Origin of the sequence: Bradyrhizobium sp. (genome assembly GCF_030693485.1) — a bacterium.
Classification (GTDB): domain Bacteria; phylum Pseudomonadota; class Alphaproteobacteria; order Rhizobiales; family Xanthobacteraceae; genus Bradyrhizobium.
Genome location: NZ_JAUYAN010000154.1, coordinates 41,975 through 61,189, shown reverse-complemented (window position 1 = coordinate 61,189; position 19,215 = coordinate 41,975). Strand labels below are relative to the sequence as shown.

The window sequence follows — 19,215 nt, the reverse complement described above, 5'->3', positions numbered from 1 at the left end:
GGCGGCGGAGGAGGTGGTGCGGCCCGGGGCGGCGGTGCGGCGGCGGGCGGCGCCGCCGGACGTGGGGCTGCAGCGGGCGGTGCGGGCTTCGGCTTTCCATCCGGACCAACATCCTTGTCCGCCTGCGCCACCACCAACGGGGCGGTTTGCGCGTGCGATGAAGGTGCAGCGAATTGCATTGCCGTGAGCGCTGTCGTGGCGAGCAGCACGAGGCGGAGGTGTGTCATATGGTTTGGATCCCGGGGAATGGAAACGAGAATGCTAATCAACGAACAAGCGTTAGGCCGGATTGTGGCGGCCTGCGATCGCGAAGCTTGATTTATTTCAGCGCACGCAACGCCTGAATTCACAATTATTCATTGCGCATTCAGACGCTGGTTGTGAACGCAATAGGAGTTACATCGTTCCCTGCGGCAAATCCGATATTCCCGGATTCACATCGGGCTGCGAACCCGGCACATCGGCAGTCGCGGGATTGGGTGTGGTCGGACCGGGTGGTCCCCGCACCGGCAGCTCCTCGGGCGTTTGCCCGGGCAACTCCTCCGGCCGCGGCGGCGCGCCGGGCTCCCGCATCGGCGGCGGCACGTCCGGCTGCTGCGGATTTCCCGGCGGGCTTTCCAGCGGCGGCTCGGTCGGCTGTCCGGGCTTGATCGGCGGATCTTCCAGCGGATCGATTCCCATCTACATCGCCACCTTGCGGTTGTCGCCGATTTCAGGACGGGTGCCGGTGACGGCCGCGGCCGCCATCTTCACATAGCTGATGACGGTGCCCGGGGAATCCCAGAACTCGGCGTCGTCGGGCGTGAATTTCAGCACGCGGATGTTGGGGTCTTCGGCCGAATCCCACCATGCCCTCGCCGTGGTCGTGAACAGTTGCTTGATCCTGGCGCGGTCATTGGAGACCTCAGCGGTGCCGCTGACTGAAACGTAATTCTGGTCGCTGGCGTCGGCGAAAGAAAGATTCACATTCGGATTGCGCGCGATCTCGTCATCCTTGTGCCGGCGCACGTCGGTCAGGAAATAGATCGCGTTGTTCTCGCGCTCGAGGTAGGCGCTCATCGGGCGGGCGCGAAGCTTGTCGCCGTCGCGCGTGACCAGCATCGCAAAGCCGATCCTCTTCATCAGGTCCCAGGCGTGGTCGGTATCGCGGGCGGTGCTGTCGTCGGCCATGTTGTTGCTCCATCTTGCTGAAGCGATAACGGCGGCGATCCCGCGATGTTCCGCCGGGCCAGCCGGATCCGGTCACTCCGGCGCGTGCCGCACGGTTTGGCCGTTCGGGTAACGACTATGATTTTAGCAACAGCGTGTTGCTGCGGGTCCTGCCGCTTTCGGCGTAGCCGCGTGCGCGCATATCGGCAATGCAATCCGCCAGCCATTCGTTGCGCGACAGATGTTCGATCACGACCGCGCGTGGCCACAGCGACGGCGGCGCCTGCTTGAAGAAACCGGTCAGCACGCGGTCCTCAAAACCCTCGATGTCGATCTTCAGGGCGTCGACCTGCGACACGCCGGCCTCTTCGAGGATGCGCTGCAGCCGCAGCGCCGGCACCCTGAAGGCATTGCCGGCGGGCTGGCCGGTCACGATGTGGCTGGCGCCGAGATTGTCGCCGTCGGTCTCGATCAGGAGTTCGCCGTCGGCAGGTCCCGCGGCCGCGGCGACCAGCGTCACCTGGACGGCGCCGGATGCCTCGCGGTTGAATTTCAGCCGCGCAAGCGTCACCGGATGCGGCTCGATCGCGATCACCTTGCCCAGGGCGCCGACATGACGCGCCAGCGCCAGCGCATAGGTGCCGACATTGGCGCCGACATCGACGAACACGCCACCCTTGGGGCTGTGGGCGCGGAGGAAATCCAGTTCCGCGAGATTGTAGTCGGGATTGAACAGCGCCCCGCGCTCGGTGGCGCTGGCCTGATGATAGAAGCGAAACGACGCGCCCTGATATTGCACGTCGAGCGGACCGGCGCGCAGCAGATTGACCAGCCGCGACAGCATCGGCCGGAACGCGCCGCGTTTCAGCCGCGAGCGCCGCGCCAGCGCGATGATCGCAACCTGCGCGGCATTCGGCGCAAACGCGCCGAATGGCGCGGGGGCGGGGTCGTTGTCGGGTTTCAAGCGGGTATCCTCGAAGGCTGCGCAAGCGGCGCATGCATAGCCGAGTTCAAGCGTCGCTCCAACGTCCATCGCTCCCTCTCCCGCTTGCGGGGGAGGGCCGGGGTGGGGGTCTATCAGCTTGCACCGGAGCATGTTGAGAGCCCCCACCCGGCGCTTCGCGCCGACCTCCCCCGCAAGCGGGAGAGGTAAGGACTGAGCTCACGCCACCTTGTTGGCCGCCGGCTTGCGGTGGCGACGGAAGCGGCCGAGCAGGCGGCGTTTGCCCGTGCGCGGAACGAGATCGCTGTCGCTGACCGGCTTGGCGCCGCCCTTGTGGCGCTCCAGCACGATCTTGCGGCTGTGGAAGGCCTCCAGTTCGGCGCGATGGCCGACGCTGACCACGGTGGCGTTAGGCAGCTCCCTGTTCATCAGCTCCATCATCTTGTCCTGGCTCTTTTCGTCGAGCGCCGAGGTGGCCTCGTCCAGCACGATAATGTCGGGGCTGTGCAGAAACAGCCGCGCAAAGGCCAGCCGCTGCTTCTCGCCGCCGGACAGCGTCTGGTCCCACGGCGCATCTTCCTCGATCTTTTCCCTGAGATGGCCGAGGCCGACCTTGTCGAGTGCCTCGCCGATCGCCTCGATCGTCCAGTCCTCGGCGGCGCCGGGATAGGCCACTGCGCGGCGCAGCGTTCCCGAGGGCACGTAGGGCTTTTGCGGCAGCATGAACAGCCGCCGGTCCGGATGGAAATTGATGCTGCCGCCGCCCCATGGCCACAGCCCGGCGATCGCCCGTACCAGGGTGCTCTTGCCGGTGCCGGACTCGCCGGCCACCAGCAGCCGCTCGCCCGGCTCGATCGCCACTTCGGCTTCGCCGACGACGGCGGTGCCGTCATCCAGCGTCACCGAAAGATCCTTGAGGCTGAGCATGGCCTCGCCTTCGGTCTCGCCGCGCTGGATCCGGCCGATGCCGTCGCCGCGCTCGGCGCGCTCCAGCCCGTCCAGCGACATCATCAGCGAGGCGATGCGGCGCGCGCAGGCGTTCCAGTCGGCCAGACGCGGATAATTGTCGACCAGCCATCCGAACGCGCTCTGCACGATGGTGAAGGCAGAGGCCGCCTGCATTACCTGTCCGAGTGACATGCTGCCGTCGAGAAACTTTGGCGCGCACAGCAATAGCGGCACCACGGGCGCAATCAGGCTCGATCCCTGCGACACCAGCGTGGTGCGCATGTGCTGGCCCGCCAGCCGCGCCCATTGCCGCAACACCTTGGTGAAATTCTTGTCGATGCCGTCGCGTTCTTCTTCCTCGCCGCCCAGCAGTGCGATGCTCTCGCCGTTCTCGCGCACGCGGATCAGGGTGTAGCGGAATTCGGCCTCGGCCTGGTTCTTGTCTTCGGAAACCTGCACGAAGCTGCGTCCGATCGTCATGATCGAACCCGAGGCAATCGCGGCGTAGAGCACGGCGGCAATGACCAGAAAGCCCGGAATCGTGATGGTCGAACCCGCCACCGTCACCGTCAGCGCGCCGCCGATGGTCCAGAGCACGACGATGAAGGTGGTCGCCGACAGGAACGCCGAGGTTACGCCGGCGGCGAAATCCACCGGCGCATCGGTTGCGACCCGCAGATCCTCGGCAATGCGATGTTCGGGGTTCTTGTGATCGCCGCTGACGAGGTTGAGTTGGTAATAGCGGCCGTTGCTCAGCCAGCGCGACAGCACCGAATTGGTCAGCCAGCCGCGCCAGCGGCGCTGGATTCCCATCCGCGTGAAAACCTGGATCACGCCGAGCAGCACGCTGCCGATCGCCAGCGGGAAAAACACCCCGGTCAGATACAGCACGCTGGCCGAATCGCGCTGCTCGATGGCGTCGAAGATCGCCCGGTTCCAGACATTGATGCCGTACTGGAAGCCGACATTGGCGACGATCAGGATCAGAAGCCCGATCGAGAAGATCCACGCCAGCCGGTCGCCGCCCCTGCTCCAGAATCCCCTGGCGCTGATCCAGAATCGCGTCAGCAGATAATCCTTGCGGGCCTGTTCGGCCTGTTCCGGCGTCAGTTCCGGATCGGGCTCCAGCAACTCCGGCGGCGGCGGCTCGACGTGCTGGCCTGCTTCAGCGGCAATCTCGACGAATTCCGATTTCTTCGCGGGCCGGAACGTCGCGGGGGGTCTGGACATGGCGCGGTAACGCAAGGGATATCAGAAGGTTCCACCCGACCCGGCGTCGACCTGTCACCAGCATGTAACGCTGCGCAATCCGCGAATGCACCCAGCAATGCCGGAATTTCTTTTCGCTCCGTCCGGGCTGCGGGACCGGACCTAGATCTGCCGCTCGACCATCTTCAGCTTGAGCTCGGCGATCGCCTCGGAGGGGTTGAGGCCTTTCGGGCAGGCCTTGGCGCAGTTCATGATGGTGTGGCAGCGGTAGAGCCGGAACGGATCCTCGAGATTGTCGAGCCGTTCGCCGGTGGCCTCGTCGCGGCTGTCCTTGACCCAGCGCGTCGCCTGCAGCAGCGCGGCGGGGCCGAGGAAGCGGTCGCTGTTCCACCAGTAGCTCGGGCATGAGGTAGAGCAGCAGGCGCACAGAATGCATTCATAGAGGCCGTCGAGCTTTTCGCGGTCCTCGTGGCTCTGCCGCCATTCCCTCTGCGGCGTCGGCGTGGTGGTCTTCAGCCACGGCTCGATCGAGGCGTATTGCGCGTAGAAGTTGGTGAGGTCCGGCACCAAATCCTTCACCACGGGCTGGTGCGGCAGCGGATTGACCTTGACCGCGCCGTCCTTCACGTCGTGCATCGACTTGGTGCAGGCCAGCGTGTTCTGGCCATCGATGTTCATGGCGCAGGAACCGCAGACGCCTTCGCGGCAGGAGCGGCGGAAGGTCAGCGTCGGGTCGATGTGGTTCTTGATCCAGATCAGGCCGTCGAGCACCATCGGCCCGCAATCATTGATGTCGATATGATAGGTGTCGATGCCGGGATTCTTGCCGTCGTCCGGATTCCAGCGATATACCCTGAACTCGCGCGTCTCGGTCGCGCCCACCGGCTTCGGCCAGACCTTGCCGCCGGTGATCTTCGAGTTTTTCGGAAGCGCGAATTCAACCATGCTCTCAAGCCTTCGCTGTCGATATCAATACACCCGCGCCTTTGGCGGGATGTACTGGACGTCGTTGGTCATCGTGTAGTCGTGCACCGGGCGGTAATCGATCGCGGTTTTGCCGCCGTCGCCGATCCAGGCCAGCGTGTGCTTCATCCAGTTCTTGTCGTCACGATCCGGAAAATCCTCGCGGGCATGGGCGCCGCGGCTTTCCGAACGGTTGGCGGCCGAATCCATCGTCACCACCGCCTGCACGATCAGATTGTCGAATTCCATGGTCTCGACCAGGTCGGAATTCCAGGTCAGCGAACGGTCGGTGGTCGCGATGTCGCCGATACCGCCATGCACCTTGTGGATCAGGTTCTGGCCTTCGGTCAGGATGTCGCCGGTGCGGAACACGGCGCAATTGTTCTGCATCACATGCTGCATGCTGTCGCGCAGTTTTGCGGTCGGCGTGCCGCCGGAGGCGTAGCGGAAATGGTCGAGCCGGCCGAGCGCCTTGTCGGCGGATCCGGCAGGCAGTTCCGGCTGGCTGCCGTTCGGCGTCAGCTTTTCGGCGCAGCGCAGCGCCGCGGCGCGGCCGAACACCACGAGATCGATCAGCGAGTTGGAGCCGAGCCGGTTGGCGCCATGCACGGAGACGCAGGCGGCCTCGCCGAGCGCCATCAGGCCGGGCACGGTGGCATTGTCGTCGCCGTCGCGCTTGGTCAGCACCTCGCCGTGATAATTGGTGGGAATGCCGCCCATATTGTAGTGCACGGTCGGCGTGATCGGGATCGGCTCGCGGGTGACGTCGACATTGGCAAAAATCTTGGCCGATTCGGAAATGCCCGGCAGCCGTTCGTGCAGCACCTTGGGATCGAGATGATCGAGATGCAGGAAGATGTGATCCTTCTTCTTGCCGACGCCGCGGCCTTCGCGGATCTCGATGGTCATCGCGCGCGAGACCACGTCGCGCGACGCCAGATCCTTCGCGGACGGCGCATAGCGCTCCATGAAACGCTCGCCCTCGGAATTGACGAGATAGCCGCCTTCGCCGCGCGCGCCCTCGGTGACGAGGCAGCCCGAGCCGTAGATTCCGGTGGGGTGGAACTGGATGAATTCCATGTCCTGCAGCGGCAGCCCGGCGCGCAGCGCCATGGCGCCGCCGTCGCCGGTGCAGGTATGCGCCGAGGTGCAGGAGGCATAGGCGCGGCCGTAACCGCCGGTGGCGAGGATGGTGGTCTGGGCGCGAAAACGGTGCAGCGTGCCGTCGTCGAGTTTCAGCGCGATCACGCCGCGGCAGACGCCCTGGTCGTCCATGATCAGGTCGATGGCGAAGAATTCGATGTAGAATTCCGCGGCATGGCGCAGCGCCTGGCCGTACATCGTGTGCAGCATGGCGTGGCCGGTGCGGTCGGCGGCAGCGCAGGTGCGCTGCGCCTGGCCCTTGCCGTAGTCCAGCGTCATGCCGCCGAACGGCCGCTGATAGATCTTGCCGTCATCGGTGCGCGAAAACGGCACACCCCAGTGTTCGAGTTCGTAGACCGCCTCGGGCGCGTTGCGCACCATGTATTCGATGGCGTCCTGGTCGCCCAGCCAGTCCGACCCCTTGACGGTGTCGTACATATGCCAGCGCCAGTTGTCCTCGTGCATGTTGCCGAGCGCCGCCGAAATGCCGCCCTGGGCGGCAACGGTATGCGAGCGGGTCGGAAACACCTTGGTGATGCAGGCGGTGCGCAGCCCCGCCTCGCTGCAGCCGACCACGGCGCGCAGGCCGGCGCCGCCGGCGCCAACCACCACGACGTCATAGGTGTGATCTTCAATGGGATAGGCGCGGCCGTTGGCGCCAAATGTTCCAGCGCCGTTGGCGCCGCCATTTCCGCTGCCGGCCATGGGCTAGACTCCAGATGACATTTTGAGGATCGCGTAGATCGAGGCAAGCGCCACCGCGGTACAGAAGAAATTATTGGCCATCACGCTGGCGAGCTTGATCTTTTCATTGTGCACGTAGTCTTCGATCACGACCTGCATGCCGATCTTCATGTGCCAGGCACTGGCGACAATGAACAGCAGCATGATGATCGCGATGGGCAGCGAGCTGAAGATCTGCTTGGCGCCCGCCTGGTTGCTGCCGATCAGCATCAGGACCACCACGATGACAGGCACGATCAGCAGGGTCATCGCGACAGCGGTGACGCGCTGGCGCCAGAAATCGGAGGTGCCGGAATGCGAGGCGCCGAGGCTGCGGACGCGGGCCAGCGGCGTGCGCATGGTTTTCGACGAATTCGGCGCGGTCATCGGCCGCCTCCGATCGCATAGGCGGCGATCCACACCAGCACGGTCAGCGAAACGCCGCCGATCAGCGCGCCCCAGGTCAGCGCTTCTCGCTCGCTGGCCTTGAAGCCGTAGCCGAGGTCCCAGACCAGATGCCGGAGGCCGGAGAGCAGATGATGCATCAGCGCCCAAGTGTAGCCGAACACGATCAGCTTGCCGATGATGCTGCCGGTAAAGGCCTGCACATTGGCATAGGCGCCGGGGCCGGAGGCCGCCGCGATCAGCCACCACGCCAGCAGCAGGGTGCCGAAATACAGCGCGACGCCGGTGGCGCGATGGACGATGGACAGCGCCATCGTCAGGGTCCAGCGGTAGGTCTGCAAATGCGGCGAAAGCGGTCGTTCGATCCTGGCGGTCATCGGCGGCTTTGACGGGTTGGCGGGCGGCAAGGCCCTTCGTGGATCGCAGTAGACAAATTCTATTTACGAACTCGAAACAGTGAGCGCAACGACGAAAATCGCCAATTGCGAACCGTGGTTCACATCTATGGATGTGCCCTGCAATTGTAGGCGTTGACAAGGTCGGCCGCCGCTGATGGCTGGTATACCTGAAGCACGATTCATGAACGCGCGCCGGCTGGCCGCGAGACTGGGGAACCGGAGATGGCAATCGGCGGGCTTGATGTCGCGGAGTTGGCCCAGCTGGCGCTTTTGCTGGTGGCGGTAGGGGCGCTGTCGGGCTTTCTCGCCGGCCTGTTCGGAATCGGCGGCGGCGCCATCCTGGTGCCGGTGTTTTACGAGTGCTTCCGGCTCGCCGGCGTCCCGCTCGAGGTGCGGATGCCGCTGTGCATCGGGACATCGCTCGCGATCATCATTCCGACCTCGATCAGCTCCTTTCGCGCCCATTACCTCAGGGGCGCGGTGGATATGAAGATCCTCCGGCAGTGGTGGCTGCCGATCGTGATCGGCGTGATCGCCGGCGGCATCACCGCCCGCTACGCGCCGGAGCGCCTGTTCAAGATCGTGTTCGTGATGGTGGCCTGGTCGGCCGCGACCCGGCTGCTGCTGGCGCGCGAGAGCTGGAAGTTCGGCGAAGACTTTCCAAGGGGACCGTTGATGAAGCTCTATGGCTTCGTCGTCGGGCTTCTGTCCACCTTGATGGGCGTCGGCGGCGGACTTTTCCTGAACCTGCTGATGACCTTCTACGGCCGGCCGATCCATCAGGCGGTCGCGACCTCCTCGGCGCTGGCGGTGCTGATCTCGATTCCCGGCGCCATCGGCTACGTCTACGCCGGCTGGCCGGCCGCCATGCGCTATCCCGAAATCGTCGCATTGCAACTGCCGTTCGCAGTCGGCTACGTCTCGCTGATCGGCGCCGTGCTGGTGATCCCGACCGGCCTGCTGACCGCGCCGCTCGGGGTCCGGGCCGCGCATGCGATGTCGAAACGCACGCTGGAAGTTGCATTCGGCTGCTATCTCTTCATCGTCGGCGGAAGGTTTTTGATCAGTTTGCTGTAAGGCAAGTCAAGGCGGGGACGACGCCAGGCAGACGCCAACTTCCTCAACCCGTCGTTCCTGCGAACGCAGGAACCCATACCGCGTGATTCATCGTTCGAGAATGCTGTTGGACGACCTCTCGGCACCACGGATGACCGGGATTATGGGCCCCTGCGTTCGCAGGGGCGACAACAACTACTTCACATAAATCTTCGCATAGGTGTCGCGCAGAATATTCTTCTGCACCTTGCCCATGGCATTGCGCGGCAATTCATCGACCACGATCACCCGCTTCGGCATCTTGAACTTCGCCAGCCGGCCGTCGAGCGCCTTCAGCACCGAGGCTTCGTCGACCGCCGCGCCCTTGTCGCAGACCAGTACCGCGGTGACGCCCTCGCCGAAATCGGCGTGCGGCACGCCGATCACGGCGGATTCGATCACGCCCGGCATGGCGTCGATCTCGCTCTCGATTTCCTTCGGGTAGACGTTGAAGCCGCCCGATATCACCAGGTCCTTGCCGCGGCCGAGAATGTGGACGTAGCCCCTGCCGTCGATCTTGCCGAGATCGCCGGTAATGAAGAAACCGTCGTCGCGAAACTCCGCCTTGGTCTTCTCGGGCATGCGCCAGTAGCCCTTGAACACGTTGGGGCCCTTGACTTCGATCATGCCGATATTGTCCGGCCCGAGCGTCTTGCCGGTTTCGGGATCGGTGACACGCACCGACACGCCGGGCAGCGCAAAGCCGACCGCGCCGGGCACCCGATCGCCGTCATAGGGATTCGAGGTGTTCATGTTGGTTTCGGTCATGCCGTAGCGCTCCAGCACGGCGTGGCCGGTGCGCGCAAACCATTCGCGGTGGGTGTCGGCAAGCAGCGGCGCCGAGCCCGAAACGAACAGCCGCATATGCCTGGTCGACTCTTTGGTCAGCGCGGGACTTTGCAAGAGCCGCGTATAGAAGGTCGGCACGCCCATCATCACGGTGGCGCGCGCCATCAGTCTGATGATGAGATCCGGATCGAGTTTCGGCAGGAAGATCATCGCGGCGCGCGCGAACAGCGTGACGTTGCTGGCCACGAACAGGCCGTGGGTGTGATAGATCGGCAGCGCGTGGATCAGCACGTCCTTGTCGGTGAAGCGCCAGTAATCGACCAGCGAGAGCGAGTTCGACGCCAGATTGTCGTGCGTCAGCATCGCGCCCTTGGAACGCCCGGTGGTGCCGGAGGTGTAGAGGATGGCGGCAAGATCGTCGTTGGCGCGGTCGACGGTCTCGAATTCCGCCGTCACGGAGGCTGCGGCTTGCGTCAGGGATCCCTGGCCGTCGGCCCCCAGCGTCTCGACTTTGGCGCCGACCTTCGCGGCGATCGGACCGATGCCTTCGGCCTTCGAGGGGTCGCACACCACAAGCGACGGCTCGGCGTCGCCGATGAAGTATTCCAGTTCGTTCAGCGTATAGGCGGTGTTGAGCGGCAAATAGACCGCGCCGGCGCGAACCGACGCGAGATAGAGCACCAGAGCCGCCACCGACTTCTCGGTTTGCGCTGCAACGCGGTCGCCGGGCTTGACGCCTCGGGACACCAGCACATTGGCCATCTGTCCGGCGCGGGCCATCAGATCGCCATAGCTGATGTGTTGCCCGTCGGCGGTCTCGATCGCGAGACGCGAGGGATCGTCGAGGCCGTCGAACAGGCGGGAAAACAGGTTGGCGTTCATGATGGTTTTCTGCGCGGCGTTGATGCAACATTGCGGGAGGGGCGGACGCGGCCCAGATGGCCGCGGCAATCCAGCAATTCAATAGCAAAAGCGCCCTTCACAAAGCAACGGAGACAGTTTGCATGTCAAATAACGGGAAACGCGTAGCCTGGGTGACCGGCGGCGGCAGCGGTATCGGCGAGTCCGGAGCGGAGTTTCTGGCGGCGGATGGCTGGATCGTGGTGGTTTCCGGCCGCCGAACGCAAGAGCTCGACCGCGTGGTGGCGAACATCACCAAGAAGGGCGGCAAGGCCGAAGCCATCGCGCTCGACGTCAGCAACAAGGACAACGTCACCAAGGCCGCGGACCAGATCCTCGCCAGACACGGCCGCATCGACCTCCTGGTCAACAGCGCCGGCATCAACGTGCCGAAGCGCTCCTGGGCCGACATGGAGCTGGAAGACTGGGACAAATTGGTCGAGATCAATCTCAACGGCGTGTTGTATTGCATGCGCGCGGTATTGCCGGCGATGCGCAAGCAAAAGGACGGCTGCATCATCAATGTGGCGTCCTGGGCCGGACGTCACGTCTCGAAAATGCCGGGGCCGGCCTACACCACCACGAAACATGCGGTGCTGGCGCTGACCCATTCGTTCAACATGGATGAATGCGTCAACGGCCTGCGGGCCTGCTGCCTGTCGCCCGGCGAGGTCGCGACCCCGATCCTGAAACTTCGTCCGGTGGTGCCGAGCGAAGCCGAACAGGCCAAGATGCTGCAGCCGGAAGATTGCGGCCGCACCATCGCCTTCGTCGCCTCCATGCCGCCGCGGGTCTGCATCAACGAAATCCTGATCAGCCCGACGCATAATCGCGGGTTTATTCAGACCCCGAGCAACCGGGATTAGTTTTCGCTCGTCCTTGCGGAGCTTTCTTACCTCTCCCGCGCTTGCGGGGGAGGTCGACGCGCGTGAAACGCGCGGCGGGTGGGGGAAATCTCTCAACTGGCACCTGTGCCAGCGGAAGCAGCCCCCACCCCAACCCTCCCCCGCAAGCGCGGGAGAGGGAGCGCAGCGGCGCAACGGTGCAAATTAGCCCCCCCCACGATCACCGCCGAAAATAGTTTCACTCATCACGTTAAATTATTCGTCGAAACCCGCCCCGGACCCTCCCGTAACTCTGACCAACGGCGACGCAGTCTGACCAACCGGACAAGCGTCGTTGTTGCCCCTTCAGCGCTGGCGAACCGCCGGCCACCACAATCATCGGGAGATGTTCCATGTCCAAGCGTATTGCACTTTTCTCCGCCGCCTTCGGCGCACTGGCCCTGACCGCCGCCGTCGTTGCGCCCGTCAGCGCGCAAGACAAGATGATGAAGAGCGAAATGTCCGGCGAGAAGACCGTGATGGTCGGCGGCGCCGCGATGTTCCCCTCGAAGAACATCATCGAGAACGCCGTCAACTCCAAGGACCACACCACGCTGGTCGCCGCGGTGAAGGCCGCCGGTCTGGTTGACACCCTTTCGGGCAAGGGCCCGTTCACGGTGTTCGCGCCGACCAACGCCGCGTTCGGCAAGCTGCCGGCCGGCACCGTCGAGACCCTGGTGAAGCCCGAGAGCAAGGCGACCCTGACCAAGATCCTGACCTACCACGTGGTCGCCGGGAAGATGGAAGCCGCCAGCCTGACCGACGGCAAGAAGCTCAAGACCGTCGAAGGCGACGATCTGACCGTGAAGCTCAAGGACGGCAAGGTCTGGATCGTCGACGCCAAGGGCGGCACCTCGATGGTGACGATCGCCAACGTCAACCAGTCCAACGGCGTGATCCACGTGGTCGACACCGTCCTGATGCCGAAGTCGTAACGGAATAGTCCCGCGCCTGCCCTGCCCCGGGCGGGATGTGTGACGGAAGAGCGAGCCGGGGCAACCCGGCTCGCTTTTTTGTGACCGCCATAGGCGACAGGCATCAACCTGATAGCGCCTTGGCAGTAACGAACCGCCGGGTTCCGTCGTATAAGCCTGTATCGGCACCCCCTTAGCGTGGAACAGCCAGGGAACTATCATGTCCAGCCTCGCCGTCAACGACCAGCCCGCCGCGACCGCCACTTCGACAAAGGTCATCCAGCCGGCCTGGGTTCGCATCCTGCACTGGACCAACGCGGTGGCGATGGTGCTGATGATCATGTCGGGATGGCAGATCTACAATGCCTCGCCGCTGTTCGGCTTCACGTTCTCCAAGTCGATTACGCTGGGCGGCTGGCTCGGCGGCGCGCTGCTCTGGCACTTCGCCGCGATGTGGCTGTTGATGGTCAACGGGACAGTCTATCTCATCCTGGGCCTCGCCACCGGCCGTTTCCGCAAGAAGCTGCTGCCGATCACGCCGGAGGGTGTGATTGCCGACACCAGGGCAGCACTTACCGGCAAGCTCTCGCATGCGGACCTGACGAAATACAATTATGTCCAGAAGCTGCTCTATGCCGGGATCATCGTGGTCGGCATCCTCATCGTGCTTTCCGGCCTGGCGATCTGGAAGCCGGTGCAGCTGCAATATCTGACGGCGCTGTTCGGCGGCTATGAGGCCGCGCGCTACGTCCATTTCTTCTGCATGGCGGCGATCGTCGCATTCATGGTCGTGCATGTCGCGCTGGCGCTGCTGGTGCCGAAGAGCCTGCGCGCCATGATCATCGGCCGCTGAACAAGTTTTTGAGGAGGATAGGTCATGGGCCGACTTCGCTCTCTTCTGATCCCCGGCGTCGACAAGCAGTTGCTGGTCAGGGACGCCACCAGGGTGATGCCCGATCTGGCGCGGCGGCGTTTCATCGCCGGCGGCGCCAGCCTCGGCGCGCTGACGCTTCTGACCGGCTGCGACGTGTCGGACAGTTTTTCGGCGGAGTCGATGCTGACGCGAATCTCGAAATTCAATGACGCCGTGCAGGCCGCGATGTTCAATCCCAACACGCTGGCGCCGACCTTCCCGGAAAGCGCCATTACGAAGCCGTTCCCGTTCAACGCCTATTACGCGCTCGACGACGCGCCCACCATCGACGGCAAGGAATGGAAGCTGGAGGTGCGCGGCCTCGTCGACAACAAGAAATCATGGACGCTGGAAGAGCTCTACCAGCTGCCGCAGGTCAAGCAGGTGACGCGCCATATCTGCGTCGAGGGCTGGAGCGCGATCGGTAGCTGGACCGGCACGCCGCTGCGCGATTTCCTTAAGATAATCGGCGCCGACACCCGCGCCAAATATTGCTGGTTCCAGTGCGCCGACGTCGATGGCTACAACTCGCCGCTCGACATGGCCTCCGCGCTGCACCCGCAGACCCAGATGACCTTCAAGTTCGGCGACGAAATCCTGCCCCGGGCCTATGGCTTCCCGATGAAGATCCGGGTGCCGACCAAGCTCGGCTTCAAGAATCCGAAATACGTGGTCTCGATGGAAGTCACCAACGACTACAAGGGCGGCTTCTGGGAAGACCAGGGCTATAATTCGTTCAGCGGGAGCTGAGGGCTCATCTTTCTTCTCCCCTCCCCACCACGCGCAAGGGCGCGCGGGAGGAGGGGAGAAGAGCCGCTTACCGGCTATGCAGCGGGCTATCTTTTTGCCATCACGCCGTCGAACGCTATTCCCAGCTCGGCGATGTCAGGCGCGTGTCCCGTGAACAGTTCGAACGCGTCGGCAGCCTGATAGATCGCGAGATCGCGGCCGGTCATCACCCGGGCGCCCTTGGCTTTGGCGGCGGTCAACAGCGGCGTCCAGAGCGGTGAATACACCGCGTCGGCGACCCATAGCCCGGCATGCAGCAGCGGTTCGGGAACCGGCGTACCGACGCTTGGCAGCATCCCGACCGGGGATGCATTGACCACGCCCGCCACGCCGCGCAGCGCATCCTCGACGCTATCGGCAACGCTTGCGCTGGTCTGGCCATCGAGCCGGGCGGCCAGTGCTACGGCCCTGGCGCGGTCGCTGTCGAAAATGCGCAATTCGCGCACGCCGAGCCCGGCCAGCGCAAAGGCAATCGCCTTGCCGACGCCGCCGGCGCCGATCACGGCGATGGCGTCATGCGAGGAGGTGGTGACGAGTTCGGCGACGGCGCGCGCGAAACCGGTCGCATCGGTGTTGTGGCCGATCAACCTGCCGTCGCGAACAATGACGGTATTGACCGCACCGATCAGGGCGGCGCGCGGCGACAATTCGTCGAGCAGATCGAGCACGGCCTCCTTGTAGGGGAAGGTGACGTTGATGCCGGCGAAACCCAGCCGCCTGACGCCGTCGAGCAATACCTTGAGCTCTTCGCGCCCGGCATCGGCGACCTCGATCAGCTGATAATGACAATGCAGGCCAAGCGCTGCGGCAGCGCGTTCATGCATGGCAGGCGAAGCCGAATGCGCGATCGGCGCGCCGAGCAGGCCGGTGAGGAAGCGGTCGTTTGTGGCGTCAGGGCTGGGCGCAGCAAATTTCATTGTCATGATCGACGCGCCAGCCTGGGCTGAAACGCCGTCGCCACCGCGCCGACCGCCAGCATCGCCGCCGAGACGTTGAGCGCATAAGAGAGGCTGCCAAATGCATCGGTGATGGCGCCGACCGCGATCGGTCCGAGCGTCTGGCCGATGCCGAAGGCGATGGTCATCGCCGCGATCGCGGTCGGCCACGCCGCCGGCGGATAGTTGAGGCGGACGAAGGCGGTGGTCGATCCCACCACGGCAAAGAACGCGACGCCGAATACCAGCGCCGATATCCCCAGCAGCAGCGGCGAATGTCCGAAGATCGGCAACGCCGCGCCGATCGCGTTGACGCCGAGAATGAGGGTGGTGGAAAGCCCGCCGCGGTCGAGCGCCAGCACGCGGCGCCACACCCAGGGCGTTGCGAAGGCGCTGAGCCCGATCAGGCTCCAGAACGCGCTCTGCGCCGCGGCGCCGCCGCCGGCGTCGCGCACATAGGCGATCATGAAGGTCATGTAGGCGATATAGCCGGCGCCGAACAGGAAGTAGCCGGCGAGATAGATCAGCACCGGCCGGATCGCAAAGGGGGCGGCGGCCGCATCGGCGACGCCGGCGGTGGTGCTGATCGGTGCCAGCAGCAACGGAACGGTCATGGCGGCCGCGAGCAGCGTCATCGCCCACCACACGATCCACCACGAACCCGGCCCGAACGCCTGCAGCACGAACGGCGCCACCAGTCCGGATGCGAGGATACCGATCCCCGGTCCGGCGTAGAACAGGCTGAGCAGGAAATTCGCCCGCTCGGGGCGTGTTTGGGCGATCGTCGCCGCCAAGGCGCCGCCACCGACGAATCCGGCTGCGGCGCCGAGGCCGGCCAGCAACCGGGCAAGGCTCAGAACGACGAAATTGCCCGAGATGGCGCACAGCGCCAGCGAGACCACGCAGGCCAGCGTCCCCCAGCGCACCGTCGCCGCCAGTCCAAAACGCCGGATCAGGCGCGACGCCAGCAGCGCGCCGGCGAGATAGCCGGCGGCGTTGATGGTGTTCATGAAACCCGCGGCCGAATACGACCAGATCAGCGCGTCGCGCATGTCCGGCAGCACCAGCGAATAGGCGAAACGGCCGATGCCGAGACCGACCGTGGGCGCCAGCGACAAAACGAGGATCAGCCGCGCGGGATGCGCAGGCGCCGAGGGGCGGTCGGGGGCGTGCAAGGGGTTACTCCGGCTGGCCGGCATTCTGGCAGGCCAGACGGCCGTTGCACAGGCGCGCGGGCGGCAATGGTGACTTGCCAACCGCGCAATGCCGCGTGGGGAAGAGCACCCCATTCCGGCGGCCCCCGTACTGTACATGGGGTTGTTTTCGATATTTCTGGTTGGGGGCGAACTTCGCGCACCCCTTACCCGATCAGCACCAATGCTACGCCCGCCACCGTCAGCGCGGTTCCGGCGACGATCCGGGCCGTGATCAGCACCTGACGCAGCATGACGGCGCTCAGCAGTACGGTCACCAGCGGATAGACCGCCACCAGCGGCGCCACCAGCGTAATCGGCCCGTGACGCACGGCGGCAAACAGGGTGAGCGCGCTCAGCCCATTGAGGATCCCCGTCACGGCAAACCACAGCCGGCCGGACCTTGGCGCGGCCACCACGAAACTTCCCCGCCGGACGCGCTGGACGGTCAGCACGACCAGCGACGACATCACGTAGCCGATCAGGCAGGCCCACAGCGGGCTGGGCCAGACTTCAAGCCCCAGCTTGACCACCGGCGGGATGACGCCGCGCAGCACCGCGCCGCCGAGCGGCAGCAGCAGCGCCCAGGTCCGCCAGCTCCCGAAGTCCCGCGGGCGCGTCACGGTGATGATCACGGCCCCGCTCACCGCGAGCACAAGACCCGCGAACTGCAGGCTCCGCAGCGGCTCCTGCAGCACGACGACGGCCAGCGCCACCGCGAACAGCGGCGCGAGATTGCCGAGGGTCGAGGTGACCACAGGCCCCAGCGCGCGGTTGGACGCAAAGGTCATCAGGGTCAGCAGCGCCGGGAAAACCAGCCCGATGGCGACGAAGACAGGCACCCCGCGCCACACCACGGGCTCGCCGTACAGCAGCAGCGGCGACAGCAGCAGAAACAGCAGCGCGAAGCTGGGGACGCTGATTGCGGCGCCCGAGAGCGGCTCGACGCTGCGCAGCCCGAACTGCGTCGTGACCACGCCCGCGCCGAGGCAGGCCGCGGACGCGAAGGCAAACAGGATGGCCAGGGTCATGAGGTCCGTCTTGTGGGCGGGCTTGATCGTAAAGCGAATTGTCGCTGACTGGAGCTGCCTTGCCAATCCGCCCCGGGCGCATTAGCACTCCCGCGCGGAATTGGATGAGGAACGACCATGGCGACCCATAAACTGCTGCTTCTCCCCGGCGACGGCATCGGCCCCGAAGTGATGGCGGAGGTGAAACGCCTGATCGACTGGCTCAATGCGCAGGGCATCGCGAGTTTCTCGACCGAGCAGGGGCTGGTCGGCGGCTCGGCCTATGACGCCAGCCAGCAGAGCATCACCGACGCCACCATGGCGATGGCGATGGCCGCCGATGCGGTGATTTTCGGCGCGGTCGGCGGGCCGAAATGGGACGGCGTGCCCTATGACGCGCGGCCCGAAGCCGGGCTGTTGCGGCTGCGCAAGGAACTCGCGCTGTTCGCCAATCTGCGCCCGGCGGTGTGCTATCCGGCGCTGGCGGACGCCTCGAGCCTGAAGCGCGAGGTGGTCGAGGGCCTCGACATCATGATCGTGCGCGAGCTCACCGGCGGGGTCTATTTCGGCGAGCCGAAAACCATCACCGATCTCGGCAACGGCCAGAAGCGCGCCATCGATACGCAGGTCTACGACACTTACGAGATCGAGCGCATCGCCCGCGTCGCGTTCGATCTGGCGCGCAAGCGTCGCAACAAGCTGACCTCGATGGAAAAGCGCAACGTCATGAAGTCGGGCGTGCTGTGGAACGAGGTCGTGACCCAGGTGCATGCCCGCGAGTACAAGGATGTGGAGCTCGAGCATCAGCTGGCCGATTCCGGCGGCATGAACCTGGTCAAATGGCCGAAGCAGTTCGACGTCATCGTCACCGACAATCTGTTCGGCGACATGCTCTCGGATATCGCGGCAATGCTGACGGGTTCGCTCGGCATGCTGCCCTCGGCCTCGCTCGGCGAGATCGACGTCAAGACCAAAAAGCGCCGCTCGCTGTTCGAGCCGGTGCACGGCTCGGCGCCTGACATCGCCGGCACCGGCGCGGCCAATCCGATCGCGATGATCGCCTCGTTCGGAATGGCGCTGCGCTATTCGTTCGACATGGGCGAACTCGCCGACAAGCTGGATGCCGCCATCGCCGCGGTGCTGGCCAAAGGCCTGCGCACCGCCGACATCAAGTCGGAAGGCACCATTGCGGTGAACACGACGCAGATGGGCGAGGCGATCCTGAAAGAGCTGCAGGCGCTGCACGCGTAAGCCGCGACCTTTCTTCCCCCTCTCCCGCTTGCGGGGGAGGGCCGGGGTGGGGGTCTATCGGCAACTGCGAGGTCGAGGCGTGGGGATGAGGCAGCCCCCACCCTACCCCTCCCCCGCAAGCGGGAGAGGGGACCGACTGTCAGCCGTCGCGCCACCGAGATCCATTTCGAGCGGCAACATGCGCGCCTTCGCGGCAAAGACGTTGAAAATCAATACAGCGGGAAGCGCTGCGGATAGCCGCCCATGTCCGACGGCGGATTCAGCGGGTGGCGGTCGATCGGGCGGTTCAGGTTCTCGCGGGCGAACGAGGGATAGCCGAGCGCCGGCGGGAACGCGTAGTCCTGGAACTTGCGGTCGCCGGGCAGCACTTCGGTGCCGGCATCGAGCCAGGAGCGCGTGGTGACGTAGACGCGCGTGCGTGGGCCCTGCTGGTAGGAACGGTTCGGGCCCTGCTTGCCGTAATAGGGCCGGCCGTCGCGGTCGTAACGGGTCTGCGCATCAGCCGAAGTGACGTCAAAGCCGATGGCGACGATGGCGGCTGCGGCAAACATCGCCGCGAACTTGGTGGCGGCAGGGAATTTCAGGGTCATCAGGTCCTCACGGGCGGCCGGACCGCCATATCCGATTTGCAGCCATTCTAGCCGCTCCGGGTATATCGTCG

General features: G+C 65.0%; 19 protein-coding genes. 6 read left to right on the top strand and 13 right to left on the bottom strand.

What is annotated here, in order from left to right; translation table 11 throughout:
• Positions 1 to 396 precede the first annotated feature (396 nt).
• From Q8N40_RS11515 to sdhC, 8 genes are all read right to left on the bottom strand, one after another.
• The gene (locus Q8N40_RS11515; protein ID WP_305711902.1) at positions 397 to 681 is read right to left on the bottom strand and encodes a hypothetical protein; all 285 of its coding nucleotides are present in this window, start codon (positions 679 to 681) and stop codon (positions 397 to 399) included.
• Positions 682 to 1,170, bottom strand: coding sequence for a pyridoxamine 5'-phosphate oxidase family protein (locus Q8N40_RS11510; RefSeq protein WP_305711901.1), 489 nt, complete (start codon positions 1,168 to 1,170; stop codon positions 682 to 684).
• A gap of 115 nt (positions 1,171 to 1,285) precedes the next feature.
• Positions 1,286 to 2,113 carry an FkbM family methyltransferase gene (locus tag Q8N40_RS11505; RefSeq protein ID WP_305711905.1) on the bottom strand — a complete coding sequence of 276 codons (828 nt, stop codon included), beginning with the start codon at positions 2,111 to 2,113 and terminating at the stop codon, positions 1,286 to 1,288.
• Between the two features lie 198 nt (positions 2,114 to 2,311).
• On the bottom strand, positions 2,312 to 4,270 hold the full coding sequence (locus tag Q8N40_RS11500; RefSeq protein WP_305711900.1) for an ABC transporter ATP-binding protein/permease: 1,959 nt from the start codon (positions 4,268 to 4,270) through the stop codon (positions 2,312 to 2,314).
• Positions 4,271 to 4,411: 141 nt separating this feature from the next.
• Positions 4,412 to 5,194, bottom strand: coding sequence for a succinate dehydrogenase iron-sulfur subunit (locus tag Q8N40_RS11495; protein ID WP_305711899.1), 783 nt, complete (start codon positions 5,192 to 5,194; stop codon positions 4,412 to 4,414).
• A gap of 24 nt (positions 5,195 to 5,218) precedes the next feature.
• Positions 5,219 to 7,060: a succinate dehydrogenase flavoprotein subunit gene (sdhA, locus tag Q8N40_RS11490; RefSeq protein WP_305711898.1), complete on the bottom strand. Its 1,842-nt coding sequence runs from the start codon at positions 7,058 to 7,060 to the stop codon at positions 5,219 to 5,221.
• A 3-nt stretch (positions 7,061 to 7,063) separates the two neighbouring features.
• On the bottom strand, positions 7,064 to 7,438 hold the full coding sequence (gene sdhD / locus Q8N40_RS11485) for a succinate dehydrogenase, hydrophobic membrane anchor protein (RefSeq protein WP_370871012.1): 375 nt from the start codon (positions 7,436 to 7,438) through the stop codon (positions 7,064 to 7,066).
• A gap of 23 nt (positions 7,439 to 7,461) precedes the next feature.
• Positions 7,462 to 7,860 (bottom strand): succinate dehydrogenase, cytochrome b556 subunit, encoded by a 399-nt coding sequence (gene sdhC / locus Q8N40_RS11480; RefSeq protein ID WP_305322888.1) that lies wholly within the window; start codon positions 7,858 to 7,860, stop codon positions 7,462 to 7,464.
• 243 nt (positions 7,861 to 8,103) lie between these two features.
• Between sdhC and Q8N40_RS11475 the strand changes: the two genes are divergently transcribed.
• Entirely contained in the window at positions 8,104 to 8,958 is an 855-nt protein-coding gene (locus Q8N40_RS11475) for a sulfite exporter TauE/SafE family protein (RefSeq protein WP_305711897.1), read from the top strand.
• A gap of 174 nt (positions 8,959 to 9,132) precedes the next feature.
• Here Q8N40_RS11475 and Q8N40_RS11470 read toward each other — a convergent pair whose 3' ends face one another.
• Positions 9,133 to 10,647 (bottom strand): malonyl-CoA synthase, encoded by a 1,515-nt coding sequence (locus tag Q8N40_RS11470; RefSeq protein WP_305711896.1) that lies wholly within the window; start codon positions 10,645 to 10,647, stop codon positions 9,133 to 9,135.
• A gap of 122 nt (positions 10,648 to 10,769) precedes the next feature.
• On the opposite strand from Q8N40_RS11470, the gene Q8N40_RS11465 reads away from it, so the two are divergent.
• The 4 genes from Q8N40_RS11465 to Q8N40_RS11450 all read left to right on the top strand — a co-directional run bounded on the left by Q8N40_RS11465 (position 10,770) and on the right by Q8N40_RS11450 (position 14,126).
• Positions 10,770 to 11,531 carry an SDR family oxidoreductase gene (locus Q8N40_RS11465; RefSeq protein WP_305319415.1) on the top strand — a complete coding sequence of 254 codons (762 nt, stop codon included), beginning with the start codon at positions 10,770 to 10,772 and terminating at the stop codon, positions 11,529 to 11,531.
• Positions 11,532 to 11,902: 371 nt separating this feature from the next.
• Complete coding sequence (locus Q8N40_RS11460; RefSeq protein ID WP_305711895.1) at positions 11,903 to 12,484, top strand: fasciclin domain-containing protein; 582 nt, start codon at positions 11,903 to 11,905, stop codon at positions 12,482 to 12,484.
• Positions 12,485 to 12,683: 199 nt separating this feature from the next.
• Positions 12,684 to 13,316 carry a cytochrome b/b6 domain-containing protein gene (locus Q8N40_RS11455; protein WP_305711894.1) on the top strand — a complete coding sequence of 211 codons (633 nt, stop codon included), beginning with the start codon at positions 12,684 to 12,686 and terminating at the stop codon, positions 13,314 to 13,316.
• A gap of 24 nt (positions 13,317 to 13,340) precedes the next feature.
• Positions 13,341 to 14,126 (top strand): molybdopterin-dependent oxidoreductase, encoded by a 786-nt coding sequence (locus Q8N40_RS11450; protein ID WP_305711893.1) that lies wholly within the window; start codon positions 13,341 to 13,343, stop codon positions 14,124 to 14,126.
• Between the two features lie 86 nt (positions 14,127 to 14,212).
• Here the strand turns inward: Q8N40_RS11450 and Q8N40_RS11445 are convergent, their stop codons facing one another.
• The 3 genes from Q8N40_RS11445 to Q8N40_RS11435 form a co-directional block, all read right to left on the bottom strand.
• Positions 14,213 to 15,088 (bottom strand): shikimate dehydrogenase, encoded by an 876-nt coding sequence (locus tag Q8N40_RS11445; RefSeq protein WP_305711892.1) that lies wholly within the window; start codon positions 15,086 to 15,088, stop codon positions 14,213 to 14,215.
• Entirely contained in the window at positions 15,085 to 16,275 is a 1,191-nt protein-coding gene (locus Q8N40_RS11440; protein ID WP_305711891.1) for a YbfB/YjiJ family MFS transporter, read from the bottom strand. The genes Q8N40_RS11445 and Q8N40_RS11440 overlap by 4 nt, the downstream gene beginning before the upstream one ends.
• A gap of 185 nt (positions 16,276 to 16,460) precedes the next feature.
• Entirely contained in the window at positions 16,461 to 17,324 is an 864-nt protein-coding gene (locus Q8N40_RS11435; RefSeq protein ID WP_305711890.1) for a DMT family transporter, read from the bottom strand.
• Positions 17,325 to 17,441: 117 nt separating this feature from the next.
• Between Q8N40_RS11435 and leuB the strand changes: the two genes are divergently transcribed.
• Positions 17,442 to 18,554, top strand: a complete 1,113-nt coding sequence (leuB, locus tag Q8N40_RS11430; protein WP_305711889.1) for a 3-isopropylmalate dehydrogenase — start codon at positions 17,442 to 17,444, stop codon at positions 18,552 to 18,554.
• Between the two features lie 209 nt (positions 18,555 to 18,763).
• Here the strand turns inward: leuB and Q8N40_RS11425 are convergent, their stop codons facing one another.
• Positions 18,764 to 19,144: a hypothetical protein gene (locus Q8N40_RS11425; protein ID WP_305319423.1), complete on the bottom strand. Its 381-nt coding sequence runs from the start codon at positions 19,142 to 19,144 to the stop codon at positions 18,764 to 18,766.
• Between the last annotated feature and the right edge of the window lie 71 nt (positions 19,145 to 19,215).

Excerpts from the sequence above, each read along its gene's own strand:
- Q8N40_RS11445 (WP_305711892.1), bottom strand. The coding sequence starts at position 15,088 with ATGACAATGAAATTTGCTGCGCCCAGCCCTGACGCCACAAACGACCGC.
- Q8N40_RS11475 (WP_305711897.1), top strand. The coding sequence starts at position 8,104 with ATGGCAATCGGCGGGCTTGATGTCGCGGAGTTGGCCCAGCTGGCGCTT.
- sdhD (WP_370871012.1), bottom strand. The coding sequence starts at position 7,438 with ATGCGCACGCCGCTGGCCCGCGTCCGCAGCCTCGGCGCCTCGCATTCC.
- leuB (WP_305711889.1), top strand. The coding sequence starts at position 17,442 with ATGGCGACCCATAAACTGCTGCTTCTCCCCGGCGACGGCATCGGCCCC.
- Q8N40_RS11495 (WP_305711899.1), bottom strand. The coding sequence starts at position 5,194 with ATGGTTGAATTCGCGCTTCCGAAAAACTCGAAGATCACCGGCGGCAAG.
- Q8N40_RS11425 (WP_305319423.1), bottom strand. The coding sequence starts at position 19,144 with ATGACCCTGAAATTCCCTGCCGCCACCAAGTTCGCGGCGATGTTTGCC.
- Q8N40_RS11470 (WP_305711896.1), bottom strand. The coding sequence starts at position 10,647 with ATGAACGCCAACCTGTTTTCCCGCCTGTTCGACGGCCTCGACGATCCC.
- Q8N40_RS11455 (WP_305711894.1), top strand. The coding sequence starts at position 12,684 with ATGTCCAGCCTCGCCGTCAACGACCAGCCCGCCGCGACCGCCACTTCG.
- Q8N40_RS11435 (WP_305711890.1), bottom strand. The coding sequence starts at position 17,324 with ATGACCCTGGCCATCCTGTTTGCCTTCGCGTCCGCGGCCTGCCTCGGC.
- sdhA (WP_305711898.1), bottom strand. The coding sequence starts at position 7,060 with ATGGCCGGCAGCGGAAATGGCGGCGCCAACGGCGCTGGAACATTTGGC.
- Q8N40_RS11460 (WP_305711895.1), top strand. The coding sequence starts at position 11,903 with ATGTCCAAGCGTATTGCACTTTTCTCCGCCGCCTTCGGCGCACTGGCC.
- Q8N40_RS11510 (WP_305711901.1), bottom strand. The coding sequence starts at position 1,170 with ATGGCCGACGACAGCACCGCCCGCGATACCGACCACGCCTGGGACCTG.
- sdhC (WP_305322888.1), bottom strand. The coding sequence starts at position 7,860 with ATGACCGCCAGGATCGAACGACCGCTTTCGCCGCATTTGCAGACCTAC.
- Q8N40_RS11465 (WP_305319415.1), top strand. The coding sequence starts at position 10,770 with ATGTCAAATAACGGGAAACGCGTAGCCTGGGTGACCGGCGGCGGCAGC.
- Q8N40_RS11450 (WP_305711893.1), top strand. The coding sequence starts at position 13,341 with ATGGGCCGACTTCGCTCTCTTCTGATCCCCGGCGTCGACAAGCAGTTG.
- Q8N40_RS11515 (WP_305711902.1), bottom strand. The coding sequence starts at position 681 with ATGGGAATCGATCCGCTGGAAGATCCGCCGATCAAGCCCGGACAGCCG.
- Q8N40_RS11500 (WP_305711900.1), bottom strand. The coding sequence starts at position 4,270 with ATGTCCAGACCCCCCGCGACGTTCCGGCCCGCGAAGAAATCGGAATTC.